Here is a 21,440-nt window from a genome sequence, read left to right as displayed (position 1 = left end):
GCCCGCAGACCGGGTGCTGGTGATTCATCCCATACCGCCATGGAACGCCCGTCAGGAGAGGAGGGCGGTGCGCCAGAGGTCCTGGCGGGCGTCCGCGTAGTCGGCGTCCTCCCGCCAGGTGGTGCCGTGTCCGTCCCGCCACAGGTCGGTCCAGGGCTGCGCGCCGAGGGCCGACTGGTCGCGCAGGAAGTCGTGCATGGAGCGGGCGCGCGCCCCCAGCAGCGGCACCAGCGCGTGGCGTTCGGCCTCGGCGGCGCCGTAGGCGTCGGCGAAGAGCCGCAGCCGGCGGGCCGCGTCCTGGTCGGCGCGGCGGAACGCCGGGTTGGCGGAGAGCGGGAGGAAGCCGTGGGCGGCGTAGGCGAGATCCCAGAGCCTGGTGCCGGGTCCCGCGCCGTCCCAGTCGATGAGGGCCCAGCCGGCGCCGCTGTCCTCGGCGCCCTCGGGGACGACCAGGTTCCAGGGCGCGAGGTCGTGGTGGATGATCTGCTCCTCGCCGTCCGGTGGGATCATCCGCCGCCAGCGCGCGTCCGGCGGCGGGGTGAAGTCGGCCGCCGCGTCGTGGAACTCGCGGATCAGGCGCGCGACGCGCGCCAGCCGGGCCGCCGGGTCGAGCAGCGCGAACCGTTCGGGCCAGACGGTGGCGCCGGGGGCGAACGTGAGCACCTCGCGGCCCTGTTCGTCGATGCCGAGCGCCCGTGGGGACGCGGGGTAGCCGACGTCGGCGAGATGGTCGAGGAGGGCGTGGACGGCGGGGGTCCAGGGGCCGGCGGGGCGGCGCACGGTGTCGCCGATCCGCACCACGCCGCCGCTGACGTTGCCACCGGTCAGGGGCACTTCTTCGGGAACGGAGCGCTGCATGGCCGAGGAGTCTGCCAGTCGACGCCGCCCGGCGCGCGCGCATCGCGGTCCCGGCGGTCGGCGTGGCCGACCGCCGGGATCTGACGGGAGTGGGCTCAGTCGGTCAGCGGCACGGTCGTCCGCTCCCCGTCCGGCCAGTGCACGGTGACGGTGTCCGCCGTGGGGAAGGAGACCGAAGGCGCCGGTGGCAGGCCGCCGGCCGGCTCCGTCCCGCCGAGGAAGACCGCGACGGCGTGCAGCGGCCCGGCGGCGCGGTAGACCGGGGTCGCGCTGTGCGGGCCGAAGGCGTTGGTGCCCTCCGAACGGTGCACGGTGACCTCGCCGTCCGCCGGGTGCAGCGGCACCACGGCGCTGGTGAGGCCGTCCGCGCGGCGCAGCACGCCGCCGTCGTCGGCCGGTGCGGAGCCGTCCGCGAGCGGATGCCCGCCGACCAGCACGGGGGCGTCGCCCTGAGGTTGGGAGACCCGGACCAGCCGCACCTCCCAGGGGCCACGCGGCACGGACGCGGTGGTGAGCCAGGGGCCGCGCCGCCAGTCGTCCCGGTCGGCCGCCTCGTCGGCCGCCCGGTCGTCCGGCCAGTGCGCGCGGTGGCGCGAGAGGGCGAACGCGTCGGTGAGCGCGAGGCGTTGGAAGGGGCTGCGGTGGGCGGGCACGCCGTCCGCGTCCACGACGGTGACCTGGCCGTCCACGCTGGTGCCGAGCCGGGCGTCGCCGTCCCGCTGGTGGTCGTCGAGGCGGTCGCCAGGCGAGGGGGTGGTGCCCAGCTCGGGCCCGGTGTGGGTGGTGTAGGCGTATCGGGCGTAGAACGGGTCGTCGCGGCCCGGCCGTCCCGGCGGGGTGTGGTCGGTGCCGTGGTTGGCGACGCGGACGATCCCGTCGGCCTTCGTGCCGGTGACCAGCCAGCCGGGCGCCGCCATGGCGCGGGTGAAGTCGCCGCGCTCGGCGGGGAGCTGCTCCTCCGTCGCGGTCCACACCGGGTGGTCGGCGGGCAGCATCAGCCCGGCCAGGCCCTTGCTGGCCCAGTAGGGCGAGGCGGGCCCCGAGTACATCTGCCTGATCGGCTCGAAGCGGCGGTGCCAGCCGAGGGAGAGGACGCCGTCCTCCTCGGTGGCGCCCCGGTCGACGAAGTGGCTCAGCAGTCCGCTGACCGCGCGCCGGGTGCGGCCGGGGGGCAGCGGGCTGGCGTCGAAGAGCGCGCCGGTCCAGAACGGGGCGGCGGCGGCGAACCGGTAGGTGAGCGAGCGGCCCTGGAAGAGCGGCCCGCCGTCGGCGGCGACCAGGTGTTGGGCGTCGTCCAGGAAGGTCCGCAGCCGCGCCCGGTAGCGGTCGAGCAGCCCTGGCTCGGCGTCCGCGCCGGAGATCCGGCAGTACCAGAGCGGGTAGAGGTGCATCGCCCAGGCGTTGTAGTAGTCGAAGTTGCGGAACTGGCCGCGTTCGGCGGCGCCGTCCGCGTACCAGCCGCCACCCGCGTACCAGCCGTCGGTCTCGTGGATGGCGTACGCGATGTCGCTGGCCTGGTGGGGCGCGCCCACGGAGCGCAGGAAGGCGGCGACGCAGCCCCGGAACCACACCCAGTTGTTCTCCGGCACCCAGGCGTCGGCGAGTTCGGAGAGCCAGTCGACGGTGCGTTCCTGGACGTCGGCCGGCAGCCGGTCCCAGAGGAGCGCGCGGGTCTCGTGCAGCCCGATGGCCACCGAGGCCGCCTCCACCCTGGCCTGCCGCACCTCGCTCGGCCGGGGCCAGGCGTGCGGGTGTTGTGGGTCGGTGCCGGCCGCGAGTCCCTCGGCGTAGGGCGCGAGCAGTTCGGCGGAGCGCGGGTCGTCGAGGTTGGCGCCGCCGGTGCGGAAGGCGGCCAGCAGGAAGGTGCGGGCGTAGCCTTCGAGGCCGTCGCTGAGCCTGCCCGAGCGGCTGGGCGGTCCCGGCAGGTGGATCAGCGAGTTGCCCGGCGTCGCGTGGGGGCGGACCGCCGCCAACATCCGGTCGGCGGTGTCCAGCCAGTCCTGGCGGGTCCAGCCGGTGTGCGGGGAGAGCGCCAGGTCCTGGTGCTCGTTCGTCACTTGATGCCACCTTCGGTGAGTCCGGCGCGCCAACGGCGCTGGAGCGGGATGAACAGCAGGATCAGCGGGATGGTCGCCAGCGCGGAGCCGACCACGACCATCCTGGCGTAGTCGGGGTCCTGGCCCACGCCGGTGTTCCAGGTGAAGAGGCCCTGGCCCAGGGTGAAGAGGTCGTTGTTGGTGATCATCACCATCGGCAGGAAGAAGTTGTTCCAGATGGCGATGAACTGGAAGAGGAAGATGGTGAGCGCGCCGGGCCCCATCAGCCGCAGGCCGACGGAGAAGAACGTGCGCAGCTCGCCGGCGCCGTCGATCCTGGCGGACTCCAGCAGTTCGCCGGGGATGGCGCCCGAGGAGTAGGCGCGCGCCAGGTAGACCCCGAAGGGGTTGACCATGACCGGGATCAGGACGGCCCACATGGTGTCGGTCATCCGGATCTCGGACATCAGCAGGTAGAGCGGCACCACGATGGCCGTGTTGGGGATCAGCACGCCGGCGATCACCAGGGCGTACCACTTCTCCCGGCCACGGAACTCGAACTTGTCGAAGGCGTAGCCGGCCATCACGGACAGCAGGGTGGCCACGGCCGCGCCGCCGAAGGCGTAGATCGCCGTGTTCAGCAGCCAGCGGCCGTAGAGTCCGCCGTCCCTGGCGAACAGGTCGGTGATGTTGTCCCAGACGTGGAAGCCGGCTGACGGCGCGAAGCCGTTGCTGCTGTACAGGTCGGGCAGGGTCTTGGTGACGCCGAACAGCAGCCAGATCAGCGGCATCAGGGTGTACAGCGCGGCCAGGAGACAGATCAGCGTGGCGAAGGAGCGACGCATCCACCAGGCGCGGTCGTCGGTGTGCGCGGTACCCGCTCTACCCACGGAGTTCACCGGGGCGGTCATCGCAGTGCCCTTCTGTTGGAGAGCTTGGTGACGGTGAAGGACAGCACGCCGGCCAGGAGCGCGATCAGCACGGAGACGGTGGCCGCGTAGTGGTAGTCGTTGGACTGGAACGCCGCGGTGTAGGCCAGCATGTTGGGCGTCCAGGTGGAGCTGACGTCGCTCAGGCCCGAGGACTGGATGATGAACGGCTCGGTGAAGAGCTGGAGCGAGCCGATCATGGTGAAGAGCGTCGCCACCATCACGGCGGGGAAGACCTGCGGCAGCTTCACCCGGAACGCGATCAGGCCCTCGCTCGCGCCGTCCAGCTTGGCCGCCTCGATGGTGCTGCGCGGGATCGCCTGGAGGGCGACGAAGATCAGCACCACGTTGAAGCCGAGGTTGCTCCAGACCGCGATGTTCACCAGGGAGAAGAGGGTGGCGGCGCCGTTGAGGAAGTCGATCTCCAGGCCGAAGACCTCAAGACCGTCGATCACCGGGCTCAGGCCCGGGGTGTAGAGGTACAGCCAGACGATGGAGGCGATCAGACCCGGCACGATGTGCGGGAGGAAGAGCACCGTCTGGAAGGTCCTGCGGAAGCCGGTGAGGGCGCTGTCCAGCAGCAGGGCGAAGAGCGCGGCCAGCGCGATCAGCAGCGGAACGTAGATCGCGCCGTAGAGCAGCACCCGCCCGACGCCCTGGAGGAACTCGGTGTCGGTGAGCGCGCGCGTGTAGTTGTGGAAGCCGGCGAAGACCTTCCGTGGCCCGTCCCGCCGATGCCGTCGAAGCGCTCCCGGAAGAAGCTCAGGCCGACGGCGTAGAGGATCGGGCCGACATAGGTGAAGAAGAAGAGGACGAAGAACGGGGCGAGCAGCAGGAGGGGGCCTGAGCCGCGCCTTCCGTGCTTGGGGCGGGGTGGTCCGCCGACCCGGGGTGATCGGGTGGAGGTGAGTGAGGCCATGGGCTGTCCCAGGAGTCAGGTCGGATCGGGGGCAGGGGGACGCGTCGCTGTGCCGCTAGTCGCTGGCGTTGTAGCCGCGTAGCCGCAGTTGGTCGACGGTGCCGTCCTGCCAGTCGCGCAGCGCGGCCTCAAGGCCGCCGGCTCTGCCGACCCGGGAGCTGGCCGCGTCGCCGAGTCGGGAGAAGCTCTCCGTCATGTCGGGGCCCCACTCCCAGGCGGGGTTGATCTCCTGCGCGGCCGGGGAGGTGACGTCGGGCAGCCGCATGCCCTCGACCCACTCGTTGACCGAGCTGACCTCCTGGGCCCAGGTGTCCTGGAGGTTGACGTTCGCCGGGTAGGCGGTGCTGACCGGCGCCGCGGCGGCCACCGCGTCCGGGGAGGTGGACACCCAGCGGGCGAACTCGATGGCCGCGTCCGGGTTGGGCGAGCCCTTGGGCAGGGCCATGGTCGAGCCGCCGAAGTTGCCGGCGGTGGCCTCCTCGCCCCAGTTGGGGATGGGCGCCACGTCCCAGAGGCCGGCCTGTTCGGGGAGGAAGCGGGAGAGGTTGGCCGCCGTCCAGGGGGCGCCGATCATGGTCAGCGACCTGCCGTTCTGGAGGTCGGTGATGTGCTTCTCGGCGTACTGCGGCTCGGCGTTGACCAGCCCGTCGGCGATCAGCCCGTCCCAGAACCTGGCCATCCGCACGGTGTGCTCGTCGGTGGTGTTGACCTTCCACTCCCCGGTGGAGGTGTCGAACCACTCGGCGCCGGCCTGCCAGGCGAGGCCGGAGAGCAGGCCGGCGTCGTTGTGGCCGAAGGTGGTGAGGGCCGCCTCCGGCTCCAGCACCTGGAGCTGTTCGGCGGTGGAGCGGAACTCGTCCCAGGTGGCGGGCGGTTCCAGGCCGTACTCGTCGAAGAGGTCCGCCCGGTAGTAGAGCACCGTGGGGGCGACGTCCTTGGGCAGCGCGTACACGTCGGCGCCGGACGGGGCGACCTGCTCCCAGGTCCACTCCGGGTACTGGTCGGCCAGCTCCGTCACTCCGTAGTCCGTGATCGGGCGCAGCAGGTCCTGTGTGATAAAGCTGTTGAGCTGCGGATACTCCACGGTCACCACGTCGGGTGCCTTGCCGGCCCGCACCGCGTTGAACATCTTCGAGTACCCACCGTCGCCACCGCCGGGTATCAGCTGGAAGTCCACCTGTATGTCGTCGTGGGTCTCGTTGAACCGGTCCACGATCTGTTGGGAACCGGAGATCCAGGACCAGTACGTGATGGTGGTGGGCCCCTCGTCGGAGGCGCCGCCGGTGAGCGCGCAGGAGGCGAGCAACGCACCTGTGGCGGCGCTGATCAGGATGCTCCGCGACGTCGCATGGCATCGGTGAGGAAACACAAACGGCTCCGCTTCCTTGAGTGACGGATGCCATGCACGATGAACCAGGTCCGTTCACGAGTCAAGAGAAGTACGCAGAAACGTTGATGATCACCTACGAACAACCACTAAGCTCAACAATGGACCGAGAGGGGTTGCCGAGATGCTCGTAGAACAACGGCAGGACTTGCTGCTGCGGGAGCTGCGCGCCAGTGGGGCCGTGCGCGTCGCCGAACTCGCCGCGCGCTTCGAGGTGTCGGCCGGCACCATCAGACGCGACCTGGCGGAGCTGGCCGAGATGGGGCAGCTGACCAAGGTGCGCGGCGGGGCGATACTTCCCGGCACGCGCGCGGAGCCGGCCGAGACCAGCGCGGAACAGCCCGCCCGGCTCGACCAACTCGGCGCCGTCGCCGATGAGGCCGACGAGGGCCAGGCCGGCCGCACCATCGGGCTGCTGGTGCCGTCGGCCACCTACTACTACCCGAGCGTGGTGGCCGGGGTGCGGACGGTGGCGTCCGGGCGGCACGCCCGGATCGTCATCGGGCTGACCGACTACGGCCAGCCGCGCGACATCCAGCAGATCGACGAGCTGTGCGCGTCGGGCGCCGCCGGTCTGTTGATCGCGTCCACCGGCGGGCACTACCTTCCGGGAGCCACCCTCGACCATCTGCGCGCCACCGGGCTGCCGTTCGTGCTGCTGGAACGGCGGCCCGAAGACCCGTATGAACACTGCGAGTTCGTGATATCCGACCATCGGATGGGCGCCTACACCGCGGTGCGTCGGCTGCGGGAGCTCGGCCATCGCTCCGTCGGCCTGTACCTCAACCGCACCCCGACCGCCCCGCTGATCCGCGAGGGGTACGAGCACGCCGTCGCGAGCCTGGGCCTGCACCGGGGGGCGCCCCTGCTGGAGGGCGGCGGCTCCCTGCCCAGCTACCAGACCGGCGCCAAGCCGTACGACCCGTTCATCGACGAGCTGTTGGCCACCGGCACCCGCGCGGCGCTGGTGCACTCGGACTACGACGCGATCGAGCTGCTCCAGCGGCTGCGCGCCAGGGGCCTGCACACCCCCGAGGACATGGCGCTGATCGCCTACGACGACGAGATCGCCTCACTGGCCGAGGTCCCGCTCACGGCCGTGACCCCGGCCAAGCACCAACTGGGTGTGGTGGCCGCCCAGTTGCTGTTGGACCGGATGGACGCCCCGGCGGCGGCCTGGCCCCCGGCGACGCGGCATGTGGTGCTGCACCCGCGCCTGACCGTCCGGGACTCCTGTGGATCGGGAGGCCCCGACTCGCCCTGAGGCGGGCCGGGGCCCCGGGGCGTCAACCGCGCGGGTAGCGCTCCAACCAGACCTTGGCCGAGTCCCCCGGGCCGTGCAGCGCCGGCCCCTGCGTCATCTCCATCGAGAAGTCGTCGGCCAGCTCCAGGATCGTGGCACGCCCCTCCAACTCGGCCAGCCAGGCGGGCGGGAGGGCCGTCTCGCCGTGCAGGGCGCCCAGCAGGTTGCCGCAGACGGAGCCGGTGGAGTCGGAGTCGCCGCCGTGGTTGACCGCCAGCAGCAGGCCATGGCGGATGTCCTGGGCCACCAGGGCGCAGTAGACGCCGATGGCCAGCGACTCCTCGGCCGTCCAGCCCTCCCCCAGCGCGGCGACCCGCTCGGGGCTCGGCAGGCCCTGGCGGACCGCGCCGAGCGCCTGCTTGAGGGCCTCGGTGGTCTCCTCGTGCCCAGGGCGGGTGGCGAGTTGCGCCAGCGCCTTCTGCACCGCCGCGTCCAGCTCGTCGCCGCGCACCACCGCGTGCACGATGGCGGCGAAGGCGCCGGCGGCCAGCATCCCGGTGGGGTGGCCATGGGTCTGCGCGGCGCACTCGACGCCGAGCTGGAAGACCAACTGCGGCTCCCAGCCCACCAGCAGGCCGAACGGCGCGGACCGCATCACCGTGCCGCAGCCCTTGGAGTCCGGGTTCTTCGGCTGGTCGACGGTGCCCATGGCGGCGTCGCCGAGCCCGGAGAGGCAGGCCCGGCCGGGGGCGCGCTGGCTGTAGAGCCACTCCTCACGCGCCAACCAGCCGTCGCCGGGGCGGCGTTCGTCCGGCCCCCACTCGTGCTGGGTGCGGTACCAGCGGCGGTGCGCGGCGTGCACATCGGTGGGCGGATGCCAGGCGCCGGTGTCGCGGCGGACATGGGCGCGGATCAGTCCGTCCACGGTGAACAGGGTCATCTGGGTGTCGTCGGTGATGGCGCCTCGGCGCCCGTAGGCCGGCACATAGTCCGTGACGCCTTCGGGGCCGTGCGCCTCGCGTATCGCCGCCAGCGAGTCGAACTCCACGCCGGCGCCCAGCGCGTCGCCTATCGCGCCGCCCAGCAGGCAGCCGCGCACCCGGCTGCGGAAGTCCTGTTGGTCGGCGCGCCCCCAGAGCGCGCCGCCGACCGGGGCGGTCACTCGACTCCCCCCACCACCGGCAGCAGCTTGGGCAGTCGGCCGTCGGCGGCCAGCGCGGCGTCGACCCGTTCCGCCGGCACCTCGCCATAGGTGGTGGTGCGCGGCCTGGACGGGCGGCCGGCCAGCTCGGCGATGGCCGTCAGCTCCGCCACCGAGCGGTGCGAGCCATAGGCCGAGCCGGCCATGCGGGAGATGGTCTCCTCCATCAGGGTTCCCCCCAGATCGTTGGCGCCCGAACGCAGCATCGCGGCTGCGCCCTCGGCACCGAGCTTGACCCAACTGGTCTGGATATTGGTGATGTAGGGGTGGAGCAGCAACCGCGCCATCGAGGTCACCGCCCGATTGTCGCGCGCGGTGGGCCCCGGGCGGGCGATTCCCGCGAGGTAGACCGGGGCGTTGGTGTGGACGAAGGGCAGCGTGACGAACTCCGTGAAGCCGGCGACTCCCTTCTCCTGGTTGGCGCGCTGCATCCCGGCCAGCGTGCGCAGATGCCCCAACCAGTGCCGGGGCTGGTCCACATGGCCGTACATCATGGTGGACGAGGACCGCAGCCCCAGCTCGTGCGCGGTGCTGATGACCTCGATCCAGGTGTCAGCGGGGAGCTTTCCCTTGGTCAGCACCCAGCGCACCTCGTCGTCCAGGATTTCCGCCGCGGTGCCGGGGATGGTGTCGAGCCCCGCCTCCTTGGCGGCGAGCAGCCACTCCCTGATCGACATCCCGGTGCGAGTGGCGCCGTTGACGACCTCCATCGGGGAGAAGGCGTGGATATGCATCTCGGGGACGCGCTCCCGCACCGCGCGCACCAGGTCGAAGTAGGCGGTGCCCGGCAGGTCGGGGTGGATGCCGCCCTGCATGCACACCTCGATGGCGCCGACCTCCCACGCCTGCTGGGCCCGGTCGGCGACCTGGTCCAGGGAGAGGGTGTAGGCGTCGGCGTCGGTGCGGCGCTGGGCGAAGGCGCAGAACCGGCAGCCGGTGTAGCAGATGTTGGTGAAGTTGATGTTGCGGGTCACCACATAGGTGACCTCGTCGCCGACCACCGAGCGGCGCAGGTCGTCGGCGACCGAGGCCAGCGCGTCCAGGGCGGGGCCCTCCGCGTGCAGCAGGGCGAGGGCCCCCTGGTCCGTCAGCCGCGTGGGGTCGTCGGCGGCCACCCGCAGCGCCTCGCGGACCTCGGCGTCCAGCCGCGTGGGCTCCCTGCTGTCCGGGACGAGCCCGGGGGCGGCCAGCTCGCGGAGCTCGGACCAGTCGCCGTAGACCTCGTCGAAGTCGGCGCGGCGGTCGCCGGTGCGGCCCTCGGTGTCGATGGTGTGGTGCAGGTCGACCCGGCCGCCGGCGGTGAGCGGTTCGTCGGGCTCCTGCCAGGGCAGGCCGCGCGGCATGGCGTCCTGGCGGGCGAGACCCGTCTCGGGATCGGCGAGCGCGGTGACGTGCGGCAGCAGCCTCGGGTCCAGCCAGGGCTCGCCGCGGCGGATGAACTCCGGGTAGATGGTGAGCCGTTCGCGCAGCTCGAAGCCGGCCGCCGCGGTGCGCTCCGCCAGTTCGTCGATCGCCGGCCAGGGGCGCTCCGGGTTGACGTGGTCGGGGGTGAGCGGGGAGACGCCGCCCCAGTCGTCGATGCCGGCGCGGATCAGCGGCGCGTACTCCTCGTCGACCAGGTTGGGCGGCGCCTGGAGCCGCGCGTCGGGGCCCAGCAGCAGCCGGGCCACGGCGACGGTGGCGGCCAGCTCCGCCAGCTCGGCGTCCGGCATGCCGCGCATCGCCGTGTCCGGCTTGGCGCGGAAGTTCTGCACGATGATCTCCTGAACGCCCCGGTAGGTGCGGGCCACCTTGCGCAACGCGAAGAGCGACTCGGCGCGTTCGGTGTGGTTCTCCCCGATGCCCAGCAGGATGCCGCTGGTGAAGGGGACGCTGGAGCGTCCGGCCGCCTCCAGCGCGCGCAGCCGCACCGCGGGCTCCTTGTCGGGGGAGCCGTGGTGCGGGCCGCCCGGCTCGGACCAGAGCCGGGTGGCGGTGGTCTCCAGCATCATCCCCATCGAGGGCGCGACGGGCTTGAGCCGCTGGAAGTCCGTCCAGGTCAGCACGCCCGGGTTGAGATGCGGCAGCAGCCCGGTCTCCTCCAACACCCGGATGGCCATGGCCCGTACATAGGAGAGGGTGTCGTCGTAGCCTGCGGCGGCCAGCCACTCGCGGGCCTCGGGCCAGCGGTCCTCAGGGCGGTCGCCGAGAGTGAAGAGCGCCTCCTTGCAGCCCAGGGCCGCGCCGGCCCTGGCGATGTCCAACACCTCGTCCGGGGACAGAAACATGCCATGCCCATCGCGGCGAAGCTTCCCCGGAACGGTCACGAACGTGCAGTAGTGGCAACGATCCCGACAGAGTCGCGTGAGCGGAACAAAGACCTTCTTCGAGTAGGTGATCACTCCTGGTCGGCCGGCCGCCGCCAGCCCCGCGTCCCGCACCCGGGACGCCGCCTGGGAGAGGCGCTCCAGGTCAGCGCCGCGTGCCTGGAGCAGAACGGTCGCCTCCGCCACGTCCAGGGCCACCCCGTCATCGGCCCTCCGCAGCGCTCGACGCATCGCGTTGGCCGTGGGAACGTGCGCACTTGTCGTCATGCTTCCGAGGATAAGAGGATGCACCCCTGGCCCCTATGAGGCGAGGAACACATGGCCGGGAGTCGTACGTCCCAGGAGAATCCTTCTCCCCCGTTGGTCGAGTCCATGCCACACTGCGAGGACTTCGGCCACCCGGTCTTTATCCATGCCGGTTCGGGCAGATAGACTCCAACGTTCGCCCCATACGCGCAGAGGTTAGAAGCAGAGGACGCCATGGCCGTTGGTGAGGGGACGGGGAACACGGGGGGTTACACACCCGCCTTGCGCTTTGCGGTGCTTGGCCCGATTCGTGCCTGGCAGGGCGGCCGACTACTGCCCGCCGGGTCACCGCAGCAACGCGCGCTGCTGGCCGTCCTGTTGCTGCGGCGCGGGCGGCCGGTGTCCGTGTCCGAGCTGGTCGACGCGCTGTGGGGGGACGAGCCTCCGCAGCAGGCGGTCGCCGCCCTGCGCACCTACGCCTCCCGGCTGCGGAAGTCCTTCGGGCCCAGGGCGGCGGTGCTGGTGAGCCAGTTCGGCGGCTACGCGCTGCGGCTCGACCCCCACGACCAGCTCGACCTGGACGAGGTGGCACGGATCGCCTCGGCCGCCGAGCAGGCGGCGGGCGCCGGCGAGTTGACGCAGGCGCACGAGCTGTTCGGCGAGGCGCTCGACCTCTGGGACGGCGAGGCGATCGCCGGCGTGCCGGGCCCCGAGGCCGAGGTGCAGCGCACCCGGCTGGCCGAGCGGCGGCTCGGCCTGCGCGAACAGCGCCTGGACGTCGGCCTCCAGGCCGGCCTGCACGCGGACTCCATCTCCGAGCTGACCGAGCTCACCACCACCTACCCCCTGCGGGAGCGGCTGCGCGAGCTGCTGATGCTGGCGCTCTACCGGGCCGGCCGGCAGGCCGAGGCGCTGGCCGTCTACGCCGACGCCAGGCGGCTGTTGATCGACGAGCTGGGCGTGGAGCCGCGCGCCGAGCTGTCCGAGATCCAGCAGCGCATCCTGAACGCCGACCCGGGCCTCAACCTCCCGGCGCAGCAGAGCAGCGCGCCGACCCCCAGCATCCGCCCCGCGCAGCTGCCGGCCGCCGTGCCCGACTTCACCGGACGGGCCTCGTTCGTCGCGGAGCTCGGCGCCCAACTCTCCTCGGCCGGTGGCCAGGTGATGGCCGTCTCGGCGGTGGCCGGGATCGGCGGGGTCGGCAAGACCACGCTCGCCGTGCAGGTGGCGCACGCGGCGCGGGACCACTTCCCCGACGGCCAGCTCTATGTGGACCTCCAGGGCGCGGGCGCGGCACCGGCCGATCCGGCCGCCGTGCTGGCCTCGTTCCTCCGGGCGTTGGGCATCTCCGACCAGTCGATACCGGACGGGGTGGACGAACGCGCCGCGCTCTACCGCTCGTTGCTCGACGGCCGCCGGGTGCTCACCCTGCTGGACAACGCCAGGGACGCCGCCCAGGTGCGGGACCTGCTGCCCGGCACGCCCGGCTGCGCCAGCCTGATCACCAGCCGGCTGCGGATGGTCGACCTGGCGGGGGCGCATCTGGTCGACCTGGACGTGATGAGCCCCGACGAGGCGCTGACCCTCTTCACCAGGATCGTCGGCGACGAACGGGTGCGCGGCGAGCGCAAGGCCGCCATGGCCGTGGTCGGCGCCTGCGGGTTCCTCCCGCTGGCGATCCGGATCGCCGCCGCCCGGCTGGTGGCCCGCCGCACCTGGACGGTGTCCACGCTGGCGCGCAAGCTCAGCGACGAGCGCCGCCGGCTGGACGAGCTGAAGGCGGGCGACCAGGCCGTCAAAGCCACCTTCGAGCTGGGGTACGGCCAGCTGGAGGACGAACAGGCCCGCACGTTCCGGCTGTTGGGGCTGACGGAGGGCCCGGACATCTCGCTGGCCGCGGCCTCCGCGCTGCTCAACCGCGACGCGGAGACCACCGAGGAGCTGCTGGAGTCCCTGGTGGACACCTCGCTGGTGGAGTCGGCGGCCCCCGGCCGGTACCGGATGCACGACCTGGTGCGGCTGTTCGCCCGGGCCTGCGCCGAACGGGACGAGCAGCCGCCGGCCGAGCGCGAGGCCGCCAGCACCCGCCTGTTGGACTTCTACCTGGCCAGCTGCGCCCAGGTCTACGCGATGGAGCGCCCGGGCGACCGGCTGGTCGACCATCTGGCGATCACGGAGCACCCGGGGCTGTCCTTCCCCGATCTCGCGGCGGCGCTCGACTGGTTCTTCGCCGAGGCCGAGTGCGTGCTGGCCTGCGTGCGCCAGCCGTCCGGCACGACGCTGCTGCGGCGCTGCGTCGACACCCTGCTCGCCGCCCAGGACCTGGGCGAGTCGGGCGCGTTCTCCTACCAGTTCGACCAAGTGGCGCACGCCGTGCTGGCCGCCGCGCGGGCGGCGGAGGACGATCAGGCCCAGGCCCGGCTGCACGCGCTGCTGGCCCACAGCTACTCCGTCGCCGGCCGGTTCGACGAGGCCGACGCCGAGGCGCAGCGCGCCATGCTGCTGGGCACGGCGGCCGACGACGCCTACGCCATCTCGGCCGCGCTCAACGACCGGGGGATCATCGCCATCTACCGGGGCGACATGGAGCGGGCCGAGAGCTGTCTCACCCGCGCCATCGAGCGGTTCCGCGCGGACGGCAACCTGCCGAGCGAGGCCAGCGCGCTGGCCAACCTCTCCCGGGTGCACCTGGACACCGGGCGCGTCGACAGCGCCATCGAGCTGGCCGCGCAGTGCCTGACCCAGTACCAGAGCGGCGCGAAGTCGGCGACGCGGTTGGCCAACGCGCGCTACGCGCTGGCCGTCGCGCTGAGCCAGGCCAAGCGGCACGAGGAGGCGCTGGCCGAGTTCACCGAGGCGCTCGCCGGGTTCCAGGAGAGCCGGCAGCGGCTCTGGGAGGGCGTGACGAACTTCCGGCTCGGCGAGCTGCGGTTGGCCGCCGGCAGCCCGGCCGAGGCGGCGCAGCACGCGGAACGGGCGCTGGCGCTGGGCGGCATCGGCGGCGAATGGCGGCGCGGCACGGTGCTGTTGATGCTAGGCCAGGCCCTCGACTCCCTCGGCCAGACGGACCGGGCCCGGGCCTGTTGGCAGGAGGCACTGACGATTTTCGAACGGTTCGGCAGCCCCGAGGCGGCCATGGCACGGAACCTTCTGGCTCCTGCGGGCGTCTAGAGCCCAAAGCGAACCGAGTTGACACGTTTACCGATCATTTATTTTTGCGTGTCAGTCTCTGCCCACCATTCGCTGACCACGGGGGCGGACGTTTCCGGCCAGGGAACGACCGGCGAACGAGGGGACCGCTGGCGTGTCCGTGTCGCCCGGATCAGCCGTACCGTCAAGGAGCTGACGTTGACCGACACCACGTCGCACACGCAGGAGAGCGAGCAGGACACCACGCCAGGCCCCGTCGGTCCCAAGGACCACTGGGTCTCCGGCGAGCCCAAGGTCCCGGGGACCAAGCCCGAGCGTGACGCCCCGGAGGCCAGGAAGAGCGGGGAGGACGGGGACGGGGAGGTCGGCACCGAGGACCACTGGGTCTCCGGTGAGCCCAAGGAGAAGCCGGGCCCCATCGCCCCGGTGGACCACTGGGTGTCCTGAGCCGCACAATGGTCGTACGAGGGCCGGTACCCGGACTCCGGGGAACCGGCCCTCACATATGGGCACTTCCGCTTCACCTCGCATCTGACGTTCCGTAAATCGACGCGCCGACACATCGAGCGCAGTTCGGCATTCGCAGTGAGGAGACCCGGCATGATCCGCTTCAGAAGGTTCGCTATCGGTGCCGCCCTGACCACCGCGCTGTTGGTCGGAGTGGCCGGCACCGCCCAGGCCGACCACTTCATCAGCGGCGGCGGCACCTCGCAGTCAGGCGACTGACCAACCGCCGTTGCTCCGACGGCATGCCACCAGCGGGCGGTCCCCCCGGGGGACCGCCCGCAGACGTTTATCACTCGTTTATGGCCGCCTGACATGCTCATCCATGTCCGGCCGCACAGGGGTGCGCGGCCGGCCTCCCCGGTGGACCTGTTCGGCGGCGACGGGGGAGTCGCCGGACAGGGTCCGGGCGGGTGGTGATTCGGGCGGCGTGGAGGGGGCATCGTCCGGATCAGGCCCAGCTCGACCACCAGTACATCGGATGTCGGTCGGGGGCCGACGCCCGATGCGCCCCGGGCGCCCGCTTCGGTGGGAGTCCGGGGCCTCTTCGCGTGCGGCGGGGGTCAGGGCCCCTGAGGCGGGGCGCCGCCCGATCGGGCGCGGACATGGATGCGTTCGCCCTGGGCCCCGAACAGGCTGAGGAACTCGGCGGGTTGGGGATCGGGGTTGGCCAGCGCGTGCGGCACCCTGGTGTCGAACTCGGCGGCCTCGCCCGCGGCGAGCGTCAACTGCCGGTCCCCCAGCGTCATCGTCACCCGGCCCGAGAGGACGTAGAGCCACTCGAACCCCTCATGAGTGCGCGGCTCCCCCGGCCGCCCGTCGGCGCCGCAGTTGTACCCCGGCGGGAGGATCTGCTTGTAGGCGTGCAGCCCGCCCAGATAGCGGGTGAGCGGCACAAAGGTCTGCCCGAAGCGGGTGAAGGGGCGCGGGTGGATCCGGGGGTCGCCGGTGGCGGGCGCCCCCACCAGCTCGTCGAGCGGCACATGGTAGGCCGTGGCCAGCGGCAGCAGCAGCTCCAGGGTGGGCCGGCGCCGGCCCGACTCCAGCCGGGAGAGGGTGCTCACGGATATCCCGGTCCGCTCGCTCAGCGCGACCAGGGTGATCTCGCGTTCCCGCCGCAGGGCGCGCAGGCGGGGGCCCACGCCGCTCAGCACGCTGGCGAGCGCGCCCCCCTCGTCGGCGTCCGTCCCGGTGGCCTCTCGTAGGTCCGCTCTCCGCTGCCCGTGCTCTTCCGTCATCCTTCCATTTGCCGACACGGCAACGATGTTTGTCAAACCCGCCCCCATTCCCGCATCGTCGCCAGCGGAGGACGACGGAGCCGGACGACAGGGAGCAGGCCGACATGGACGCAGAGACCCCGCGCGAGGGCCGCTACGAGGTGGTGATCATCGGGGGTGGAGCGGCGGGCCTCAGCGGCGCGCTGACGCTGGCCAGGGCCCGCCGCTCGGTCCTGGTGATCGACGGCGGCCGGCCGCGCAACGCCCTGGCCGCGCACGCACACGGCTTTCTGACCAGGGACGGCGCCCCACCCGCCGAGATCCTGGCCGCCGGCAGGGCCGAGGCGACCGGCTACGGCGCCGAGATCGTCCGGGCCACCGTGCGCACCGTCACCCCGCTCGGTGGCCCCGAGGGCGGCGAGGACGCCGAGGCGGGGTTCCTGGTGACGCTGGCCGAGGGAGCCGCCGTCCGCGCCCGCCGGCTGCTGGTGGCCACCGGCCTGGTGGACGAGCTGCCCGACATCCCCGGCCTGGCCGACCGCTGGGGCCGGGAGGTGCTGCACTGCCCCTACTGCCACGGCTGGGAGGTGCGGGACCAGCCGATCGCCGTGCTGGCGAGGCACCCCGCGCTCGCCGTCGACCAGGCGCTGCTCTGGCGGCAGTGGAGCCCCTCGGTCACCGTGCTGAGCCACACGGCGCCCGCCTTCGACGAGGCGGACCTGCGGCTGCTCGCCGCCCGTGGCATCGGGGTGACGCCCGGCACGGTGGCCAGGGTCGAGACGGCCGAAGGCGGGCTCCGGGGCGTCACGCTGGCGGACGGGACGCACGTGCCCTGCCGGGCCCTGGTGGTGACGCCCCTCCTCACCGCGCGCGCCGAGCCGCTGGCGGGCCTCGGGTTGCGCGCCGAGGAGGTGGTCAGGGACGGGGTGGTGCTGGGAAGCGAGGTCCCCTCCGACTTCACGGGGCGCACCGCGGTGCCGGGCGTCTGGGTCGCCGGCAACGTCGCCAGCGTCACCGAGCAGTTGGTCGCGGCGGCGAGCGCGGGCCAGCGCGCCGGCGCGGCCGTCAACATGGATCTGATCAAGGCCGAGGCCGCGCAGGCCCTGGCCATGGAGGGAGCGGCATGAGCACACACCGACCGCACGAGCACGGACCGCTACTGCCCCCGGACTCCGGGGATCCACTCGCCAACGAGCGGTACTGGGACGAGCGTTACGCCGCCAGTGACCACCTCTGGAGCGGCGAGCCCAACGCGGCGATGGTCGAGGAGACCGCCGGCCTCGCCCCCGGCACCGCGCTCGACCTGGGCTGCGGCGAGGGCGGGGACGCGATCCATCTGGCCGGCCGCGGCTGGCGGGTCACCGGCGTCGACGTGTCAGGGGTGGCGCTCGCCAGGGCGGCCGAGCACGCGGCGGCGGCCGGCGTCGCCGACCGGGTGGACTGGCGGCGGCACGATCTGACGGAGTCCTTCCCCGCCGGGCTCTTCGACCTGGTCACCACCCACTTCCTGCACTTCACCGACGCGACGCTCGGCCCGAAGGTGCTGCGCGGCGCCGCCTCGGCGGTGGCCCCGGGCGGCACCCTGCTGATCGAGGCGCACGCGGGGTTCCCCGAGTGGGAGCACGGGCATCCGACGGACGTGCCCTTCCCCACCCCGGAGGAGACGGTGGCCGCCCTGGCGCTGGACCCGGCGGAGTGGGAGGTGCTGCGCGCCGAGCGGCACAAGCGCGTGCAGCACCACCCGACCACCGGCGAGCCCACCACCCGCACCGACCAGACCGTCAAGGCGCGCCGCCGCCCCACGGGCGGGCGTTAGGGCCGCGCGGCCGGCCGGGCGTCAGAGCAACTCCCGCAGCCAGCGGGCGATATGGGCGTCCCGGTCGGCCGTGGTCAGCAGCATGGTCGGGAAGACCCGGTCCCAGGTGTCGGCCCGGCAGACCACGGCCACCCGGCAGGCCAGATCGACCCAGGAGCGCAGCTCGGCGAGGCTGGTGCCGGGCTGCACCCAGGCGTCCAGGTAGGCGTCCAGCACCCGGGCGCGGACGGACTGGTCCTGGTCGAAGCGCTCGCCCAGCACCCGGCCGAGCACCAGCAGGCTCATGAAGGGGTGGGTGACGGACGCGTCGCCCCAGTCGAAGAAACGGTAGGCCCCGCCGCCCGTCAACCGACCGTCGTCCAGCGGGCGCCGACCGCCGGTGAGCACCGAGGCGGGGTGCAGGTCCGACTGGTCGAGGGAGCAGCTCACGGGGGACTGCGCCAGCTCCTGGCACCAGCCCTCGAAGCGGGGCGCCAGCGCGCGCAGCGCCGCGCGCTCCGGCCCTCGCAGCACACTGGTCGACTCGACCAGCGCGAGGAACCGCTCGGCCAGCCGCCGGGGCCGGAAGTCGGGCACCCCGAGCGTGGCGAGCTGATCGACATGGGGCTCCAACTCCCGTTGCAGCAGCGCGTACTGGCGCAGCATCTCGGCCCAGGCGTTGACGTCCTCGGGGTTGTTGGTCAGGACCTCGGCGAAGAGCGAGCCGCCGTCGGGGAGCAGGGACCAACCGCGGGCGGTGTCCACCGCGATGGGCTCCAGCACCCGCTCCGGCACCCAGCGGGAGAGGGCCGCCATCACGGCCGGCTCGAACGCCGATCTCGGCGGGTTCGCCTTGAACCAGACCGCTCCGACCCCGTCCGTCCGGAGTACCGGCACCCGCAACACCACCGACCAGGGGCGCAGCCGTGCCCACACCTGCCCGTCCGCCACCAGCCGCCGCCGGGCCAGGGCCGCGGTGATCCAGTCGAGCGCCTCCTCGCGCCAGGTCTCGTCCTCCCACGGGGTGACGGCCCGATAGCCACCGGTCTCCACCACGATCCGATTGACGTCCATATGACTACCTCATCACACAACGGCATGTCACACAGGGGGACTTGAGGTCTTGCCCCATCCGTGCCGCGTATCCGGCACCACTGTCAGTGGCGGCTGGCATGCTCGGCGAAGGCAGCCAGCCACCGAAGGGACGACCACCATGCCGGCCAAGCTGATCTACTCCGTGATCATGTCGCTCGACGGCTTTCACACCGACGCGGACGGCGACTACGCCTGGGGCGAGCCGGACGAGGAGGTCCATCAGTTCATCAACGACCTGGAGCGCCCCATCGGCACCTACCTCTACGGCAGACGGATGTACGCGGAGATGGTGTATTGGGAGAGCGCCCACACCCAGCCCGAACAGAGCCCGGCCACGCTGGACTTCGCCCACCTCTGGCGCGCCGCCGACAAGATCGTCTACTCCCGCACCCTGGAGGGCGTCCGCAGCGCGCGCACCCGCCTTGAGCGGGAGTTCGACCCGCTCGCGGTGCGCGCGCTCAAAGCCTCCGCCACCGCCGACATCACCGTCTCGGGGCCCACCCTGGCCACGCACGCGGCCGGCGCCGGGCTGATCGACGAATACCACGTCTTCCTCACCCCGCTCACGCTGGGCGCCGGCCAGCCAGGGCTTCCGCCCGGCGCCCGCGAACGCCTCCGCCCGCTCGACCAGCACACCTTCGCCAGCGGCGTGGTCCACCTCCACTACGGGGCGGCCTGAGGCATGCCGCCGGCCCGGCTCACTCCAGGAAGACCGTCACCACCAGCGGCAGATGATCGGAGGCCGTGGTGTCGACCAGCTCGAAGCCGCCGAAGGCGATCTTCGGCGCCCCGAAGATCCAGTCCACCCGGCGCGGCGGCTCCACGGCGGTGTCCAGGCTCGGATCCCCCGCCCCGTCCTGCGCGCTGTGCAGGCCGCGCGCCTCGATCGCCTCGATCTCCCCGCTGTCCGGGCGGGCGTTGAGATCGCCGGCGAGCACCGCCGTCGGATCGTCGGCCACCTCGTCGAGCAGCGGCTCCAGCTGGGCCAGCCGCGGCCCAGCCGAGGCGCCGCCATGCAGATGGGTGCCCACGATCCTGGCCGTCTCACCATCCGTCAGCCGCACCGTGACGCTCGCGTAGGAGCGGTCCATATCGCCCCCGGCCCGCGGGAGTTCGCCCGTCTCCCTGGCCACCACCGGCAGGCTGGTGAGGATCAGGTTGCCGAACCGCGCGTCCGCCCCCGGGCTCCAGACCGTCTCCACATCGAGGCGGCGCTCCAGAAAGGCGGCGAGATCGAGCCCACCGGAGCCGGGGCTGCCCCTCGGCACCTCCTGGAGGACCACCACCTGCGCGCCCGACTCCTCGATCACGCTCCGGATCGCGTCCGGGGACAGCGCCCCGCTCTGGTCGACGGCCCCGTGCACGTTCCAGGTGAGCAGCCGGTACATGCCACCGGCCGTGTCCGTGGGCAGCGGCTCGGGAACGCCGCGCAGCGCGCCGGCCAGCGGCGGCCACGCCAACAGCAGCGCGGCCAGCACCACGGGGGCGAAGGCACGGGCCAGCGGCGGCTGGGACGCCACCCGGAACGCGGGCGCGGCCAGCGCGAGGGCCAGCGCCGTGGCGAACGCCCAAGGCATCAGGTGGAATTCGTAGCCCACCACCAGCAGCACACAGGCCAGCCCCGCACCGGCACCGGCGAACGCCAGATCCACCTGCTGGCCCCGGCCGAACCCCAGCGGCGCCGCCAGCGCGCGCCGGAGCACCGCCGGCAGCACGGCGAGCCCCAGCACCGCCGCCGGCACCGCCAGCCAGGACACGTCCACCGCGCAGAGCAGCACCGCCAGCGGCAGCACCACGGGGACCACATGACCGCCGGCCCCGCCCAGCCGCGCCGGCGAGGGCACGGAGAGCAGCGCGACCCCCGCCAGCGCGCCGGCGCCCAGCCAGAAGCCGGTGGCGGTCAGCGAGAGCCCGCTCACCGCCGACAGCGCGCCCGGCGCGCCGAGCAGCACCACATAGAGCGCCAACGCCACGCCCAGCAGCGCCAGTTGCGCGCCGCCGTGCGGCCTGCTCAACGGCTCGGACTGCGCCGCCCTGGCCAGCGGGCCGAGCAGCGCCACCAGCGCGAGCACCAGCAGCCAGCCGAGCAGCTGGCCGCCCCAGAGCGGATCCAGCAGGTCGAGCGGCAGCCGAAGCGCCAGGTCGACGGCCACCGCCAGGGCGATCCCCCTGGCCACCCGCCCGGGCCCGGCCGCCGCGTCGCCCATCGCGCGCCGCACCACCAACACCAGCGACACCAGGGCGGCGGCCAGCGCCAGGCCGACCAGAGCGGCCGAACGCCCCACCGGGAACTGCACCAGCAGCCGGGCACCGGCCAGCGCGCCCACCGCGACGGTCAGGGCCTGGCGGCTGCCGAGCCACCAGGTCAACGGGCCGGCCAGGCACGCCAACGCGGGGACCGCCGCCACCGCGACGGCCCCGGTCTCGCTGAGCGCGGTCGCCGCCAGACGCAGCAGTTCCAGGGTGACAAAGGCGACGACGGAGGTGAGCAGGGGCAACGGACGCGCGACGAAGCTCATGGCGGCTGAGGTTAATGCCCGCATCCGGGGCGCCT

General features: G+C 72.8%; 17 protein-coding genes. 7 read left to right on the top strand and 10 right to left on the bottom strand.

The genetic code is table 11. From position 1 onward, the window contains the following. Positions 1-51: 51 nt before the first annotated feature. The 5 genes from K4G22_RS17840 to K4G22_RS17820 all read right to left on the bottom strand — a co-directional run bounded on the left by K4G22_RS17840 (position 52) and on the right by K4G22_RS17820 (position 6,111). On the bottom strand, positions 52-858 hold the full coding sequence (locus tag K4G22_RS17840) for a phosphotransferase enzyme family protein (RefSeq protein WP_228081286.1): 807 nt from the start codon (positions 856-858) through the stop codon (positions 52-54). A 95-nt stretch (positions 859-953) separates the two neighbouring features. Next, entirely contained in the window at positions 954-2,915 is a 1,962-nt protein-coding gene (locus tag K4G22_RS17835; protein ID WP_228081285.1) for a DUF2264 domain-containing protein, read from the bottom strand. After that, on the bottom strand, positions 2,912-3,739 hold the full coding sequence (locus tag K4G22_RS17830; RefSeq protein WP_228084132.1) for a carbohydrate ABC transporter permease: 828 nt from the start codon (positions 3,737-3,739) through the stop codon (positions 2,912-2,914). The genes K4G22_RS17835 and K4G22_RS17830 overlap by 4 nt, the downstream gene beginning before the upstream one ends. A 62-nt stretch (positions 3,740-3,801) precedes the next feature. Then, positions 3,802-4,467: a carbohydrate ABC transporter permease gene (locus K4G22_RS17825; RefSeq protein WP_228081284.1), complete on the bottom strand. Its 666-nt coding sequence runs from the start codon at positions 4,465-4,467 to the stop codon at positions 3,802-3,804. A 330-nt stretch (positions 4,468-4,797) separates the two neighbouring features. Further along, entirely contained in the window at positions 4,798-6,111 is a 1,314-nt protein-coding gene (locus K4G22_RS17820) for an ABC transporter substrate-binding protein (RefSeq protein ID WP_228081283.1), read from the bottom strand. Between the two features lie 142 nt (positions 6,112-6,253). On the opposite strand from K4G22_RS17820, the gene K4G22_RS17815 reads away from it, so the two are divergent. Beyond that, positions 6,254-7,393: a substrate-binding domain-containing protein gene (locus tag K4G22_RS17815; RefSeq protein WP_228081282.1), complete on the top strand. Its 1,140-nt coding sequence runs from the start codon at positions 6,254-6,256 to the stop codon at positions 7,391-7,393. A gap of 22 nt (positions 7,394-7,415) precedes the next feature. Here K4G22_RS17815 and K4G22_RS17810 read toward each other — a convergent pair whose 3' ends face one another. Both K4G22_RS17810 and K4G22_RS17805 read right to left on the bottom strand, forming a co-directional pair. Further along, positions 7,416-8,534 (bottom strand): ADP-ribosylglycohydrolase family protein, encoded by a 1,119-nt coding sequence (locus K4G22_RS17810; RefSeq protein WP_228081281.1) that lies wholly within the window; start codon positions 8,532-8,534, stop codon positions 7,416-7,418. Beyond that, positions 8,531-11,146, bottom strand: coding sequence for a bifunctional FO biosynthesis protein CofGH (locus K4G22_RS17805; RefSeq protein ID WP_228081280.1), 2,616 nt, complete (start codon positions 11,144-11,146; stop codon positions 8,531-8,533). The genes K4G22_RS17810 and K4G22_RS17805 overlap by 4 nt, the downstream gene beginning before the upstream one ends. A 213-nt stretch (positions 11,147-11,359) precedes the next feature. On the opposite strand from K4G22_RS17805, the gene afsR reads away from it, so the two are divergent. From afsR to K4G22_RS31665, 3 genes are all read left to right on the top strand, one after another. Beyond that, entirely contained in the window at positions 11,360-14,296 is a 2,937-nt protein-coding gene (gene afsR, locus K4G22_RS17800) for an SARP-family global regulator AfsR (protein ID WP_228081279.1), read from the top strand. A 177-nt stretch (positions 14,297-14,473) separates the two neighbouring features. Further along, positions 14,474-14,722: a hypothetical protein gene (locus K4G22_RS17795; protein WP_228081278.1), complete on the top strand. Its 249-nt coding sequence runs from the start codon at positions 14,474-14,476 to the stop codon at positions 14,720-14,722. Positions 14,723-14,875: 153 nt separating this feature from the next. Next, the gene (locus K4G22_RS31665) at positions 14,876-15,001 is read left to right on the top strand and encodes a hypothetical protein (protein WP_265590235.1); all 126 of its coding nucleotides are present in this window, start codon (positions 14,876-14,878) and stop codon (positions 14,999-15,001) included. Between the two features lie 341 nt (positions 15,002-15,342). Here the strand turns inward: K4G22_RS31665 and K4G22_RS17790 are convergent, their stop codons facing one another. Continuing rightward, positions 15,343-16,017, bottom strand: a complete 675-nt coding sequence (locus K4G22_RS17790) for a helix-turn-helix domain-containing protein (RefSeq protein WP_228081277.1) — start codon at positions 16,015-16,017, stop codon at positions 15,343-15,345. Positions 16,018-16,121: 104 nt separating this feature from the next. Here K4G22_RS17790 and K4G22_RS17785 point away from each other — a divergent pair, with 104 nt between their 5' ends. Beyond that, complete coding sequence (locus K4G22_RS17785; protein WP_228081276.1) at positions 16,122-17,123, top strand: NAD(P)/FAD-dependent oxidoreductase; 1,002 nt, start codon at positions 16,122-16,124, stop codon at positions 17,121-17,123. Continuing rightward, entirely contained in the window at positions 17,120-17,812 is a 693-nt protein-coding gene (locus K4G22_RS17780; RefSeq protein ID WP_228081275.1) for a class I SAM-dependent methyltransferase, read from the top strand. The genes K4G22_RS17785 and K4G22_RS17780 overlap by 4 nt, the downstream gene beginning before the upstream one ends. Before the next feature lie 21 nt (positions 17,813-17,833). Here K4G22_RS17780 and K4G22_RS17775 read toward each other — a convergent pair whose 3' ends face one another. After that, positions 17,834-18,865, bottom strand: coding sequence for an aminoglycoside phosphotransferase family protein (locus K4G22_RS17775; protein ID WP_228081274.1), 1,032 nt, complete (start codon positions 18,863-18,865; stop codon positions 17,834-17,836). Between the two features lie 139 nt (positions 18,866-19,004). Here K4G22_RS17775 and K4G22_RS17770 point away from each other — a divergent pair, with 139 nt between their 5' ends. Continuing rightward, entirely contained in the window at positions 19,005-19,565 is a 561-nt protein-coding gene (locus K4G22_RS17770) for a dihydrofolate reductase family protein (protein ID WP_228081273.1), read from the top strand. A gap of 19 nt (positions 19,566-19,584) precedes the next feature. Here K4G22_RS17770 and K4G22_RS17765 read toward each other — a convergent pair whose 3' ends face one another. Next, complete coding sequence (locus tag K4G22_RS17765; RefSeq protein WP_228081272.1) at positions 19,585-21,405, bottom strand: endonuclease/exonuclease/phosphatase family protein; 1,821 nt, start codon at positions 21,403-21,405, stop codon at positions 19,585-19,587. Between the last annotated feature and the right edge of the window lie 35 nt (positions 21,406-21,440).

It is taken from the genome of Streptomyces profundus (assembly GCF_020740535.1).
GTDB classification, from domain to species: Bacteria; Actinomycetota; Actinomycetes; order Streptomycetales; family Streptomycetaceae; genus Streptomyces; species Streptomyces profundus.
Note: the sequence above shows the minus strand (reverse complement) of the source record. Positions and strands in the feature narration are given on the sequence as shown.

Bases quoted from the DNA above. Each gene is read 5' to 3' on its own strand.
- K4G22_RS17840 (WP_228081286.1), bottom strand. From the start codon at position 858: ATGCAGCGCTCCGTTCCCGAAGAAGTGCCCCTGACCGGTGGCAACGTC.
- K4G22_RS17830 (WP_228084132.1), bottom strand. From the start codon at position 3,739: ATGCGTCGCTCCTTCGCCACGCTGATCTGTCTCCTGGCCGCGCTGTAC.
- K4G22_RS17815 (WP_228081282.1), top strand. From the start codon at position 6,254: ATGCTCGTAGAACAACGGCAGGACTTGCTGCTGCGGGAGCTGCGCGCC.
- K4G22_RS17805 (WP_228081280.1), bottom strand. From the start codon at position 11,146: ATGACGACAAGTGCGCACGTTCCCACGGCCAACGCGATGCGTCGAGCG.
- afsR (WP_228081279.1), top strand. From the start codon at position 11,360: ATGGCCGTTGGTGAGGGGACGGGGAACACGGGGGGTTACACACCCGCC.
- K4G22_RS31665 (WP_265590235.1), top strand. From the start codon at position 14,876: ATGATCCGCTTCAGAAGGTTCGCTATCGGTGCCGCCCTGACCACCGCG.
- K4G22_RS17790 (WP_228081277.1), bottom strand. From the start codon at position 16,017: ATGACGGAAGAGCACGGGCAGCGGAGAGCGGACCTACGAGAGGCCACC.
- K4G22_RS17785 (WP_228081276.1), top strand. From the start codon at position 16,122: ATGGACGCAGAGACCCCGCGCGAGGGCCGCTACGAGGTGGTGATCATC.
- K4G22_RS17780 (WP_228081275.1), top strand. From the start codon at position 17,120: ATGAGCACACACCGACCGCACGAGCACGGACCGCTACTGCCCCCGGAC.
- K4G22_RS17775 (WP_228081274.1), bottom strand. From the start codon at position 18,865: ATGGACGTCAATCGGATCGTGGTGGAGACCGGTGGCTATCGGGCCGTC.
- K4G22_RS17770 (WP_228081273.1), top strand. From the start codon at position 19,005: ATGCCGGCCAAGCTGATCTACTCCGTGATCATGTCGCTCGACGGCTTT.
- K4G22_RS17765 (WP_228081272.1), bottom strand. From the start codon at position 21,405: ATGAGCTTCGTCGCGCGTCCGTTGCCCCTGCTCACCTCCGTCGTCGCC.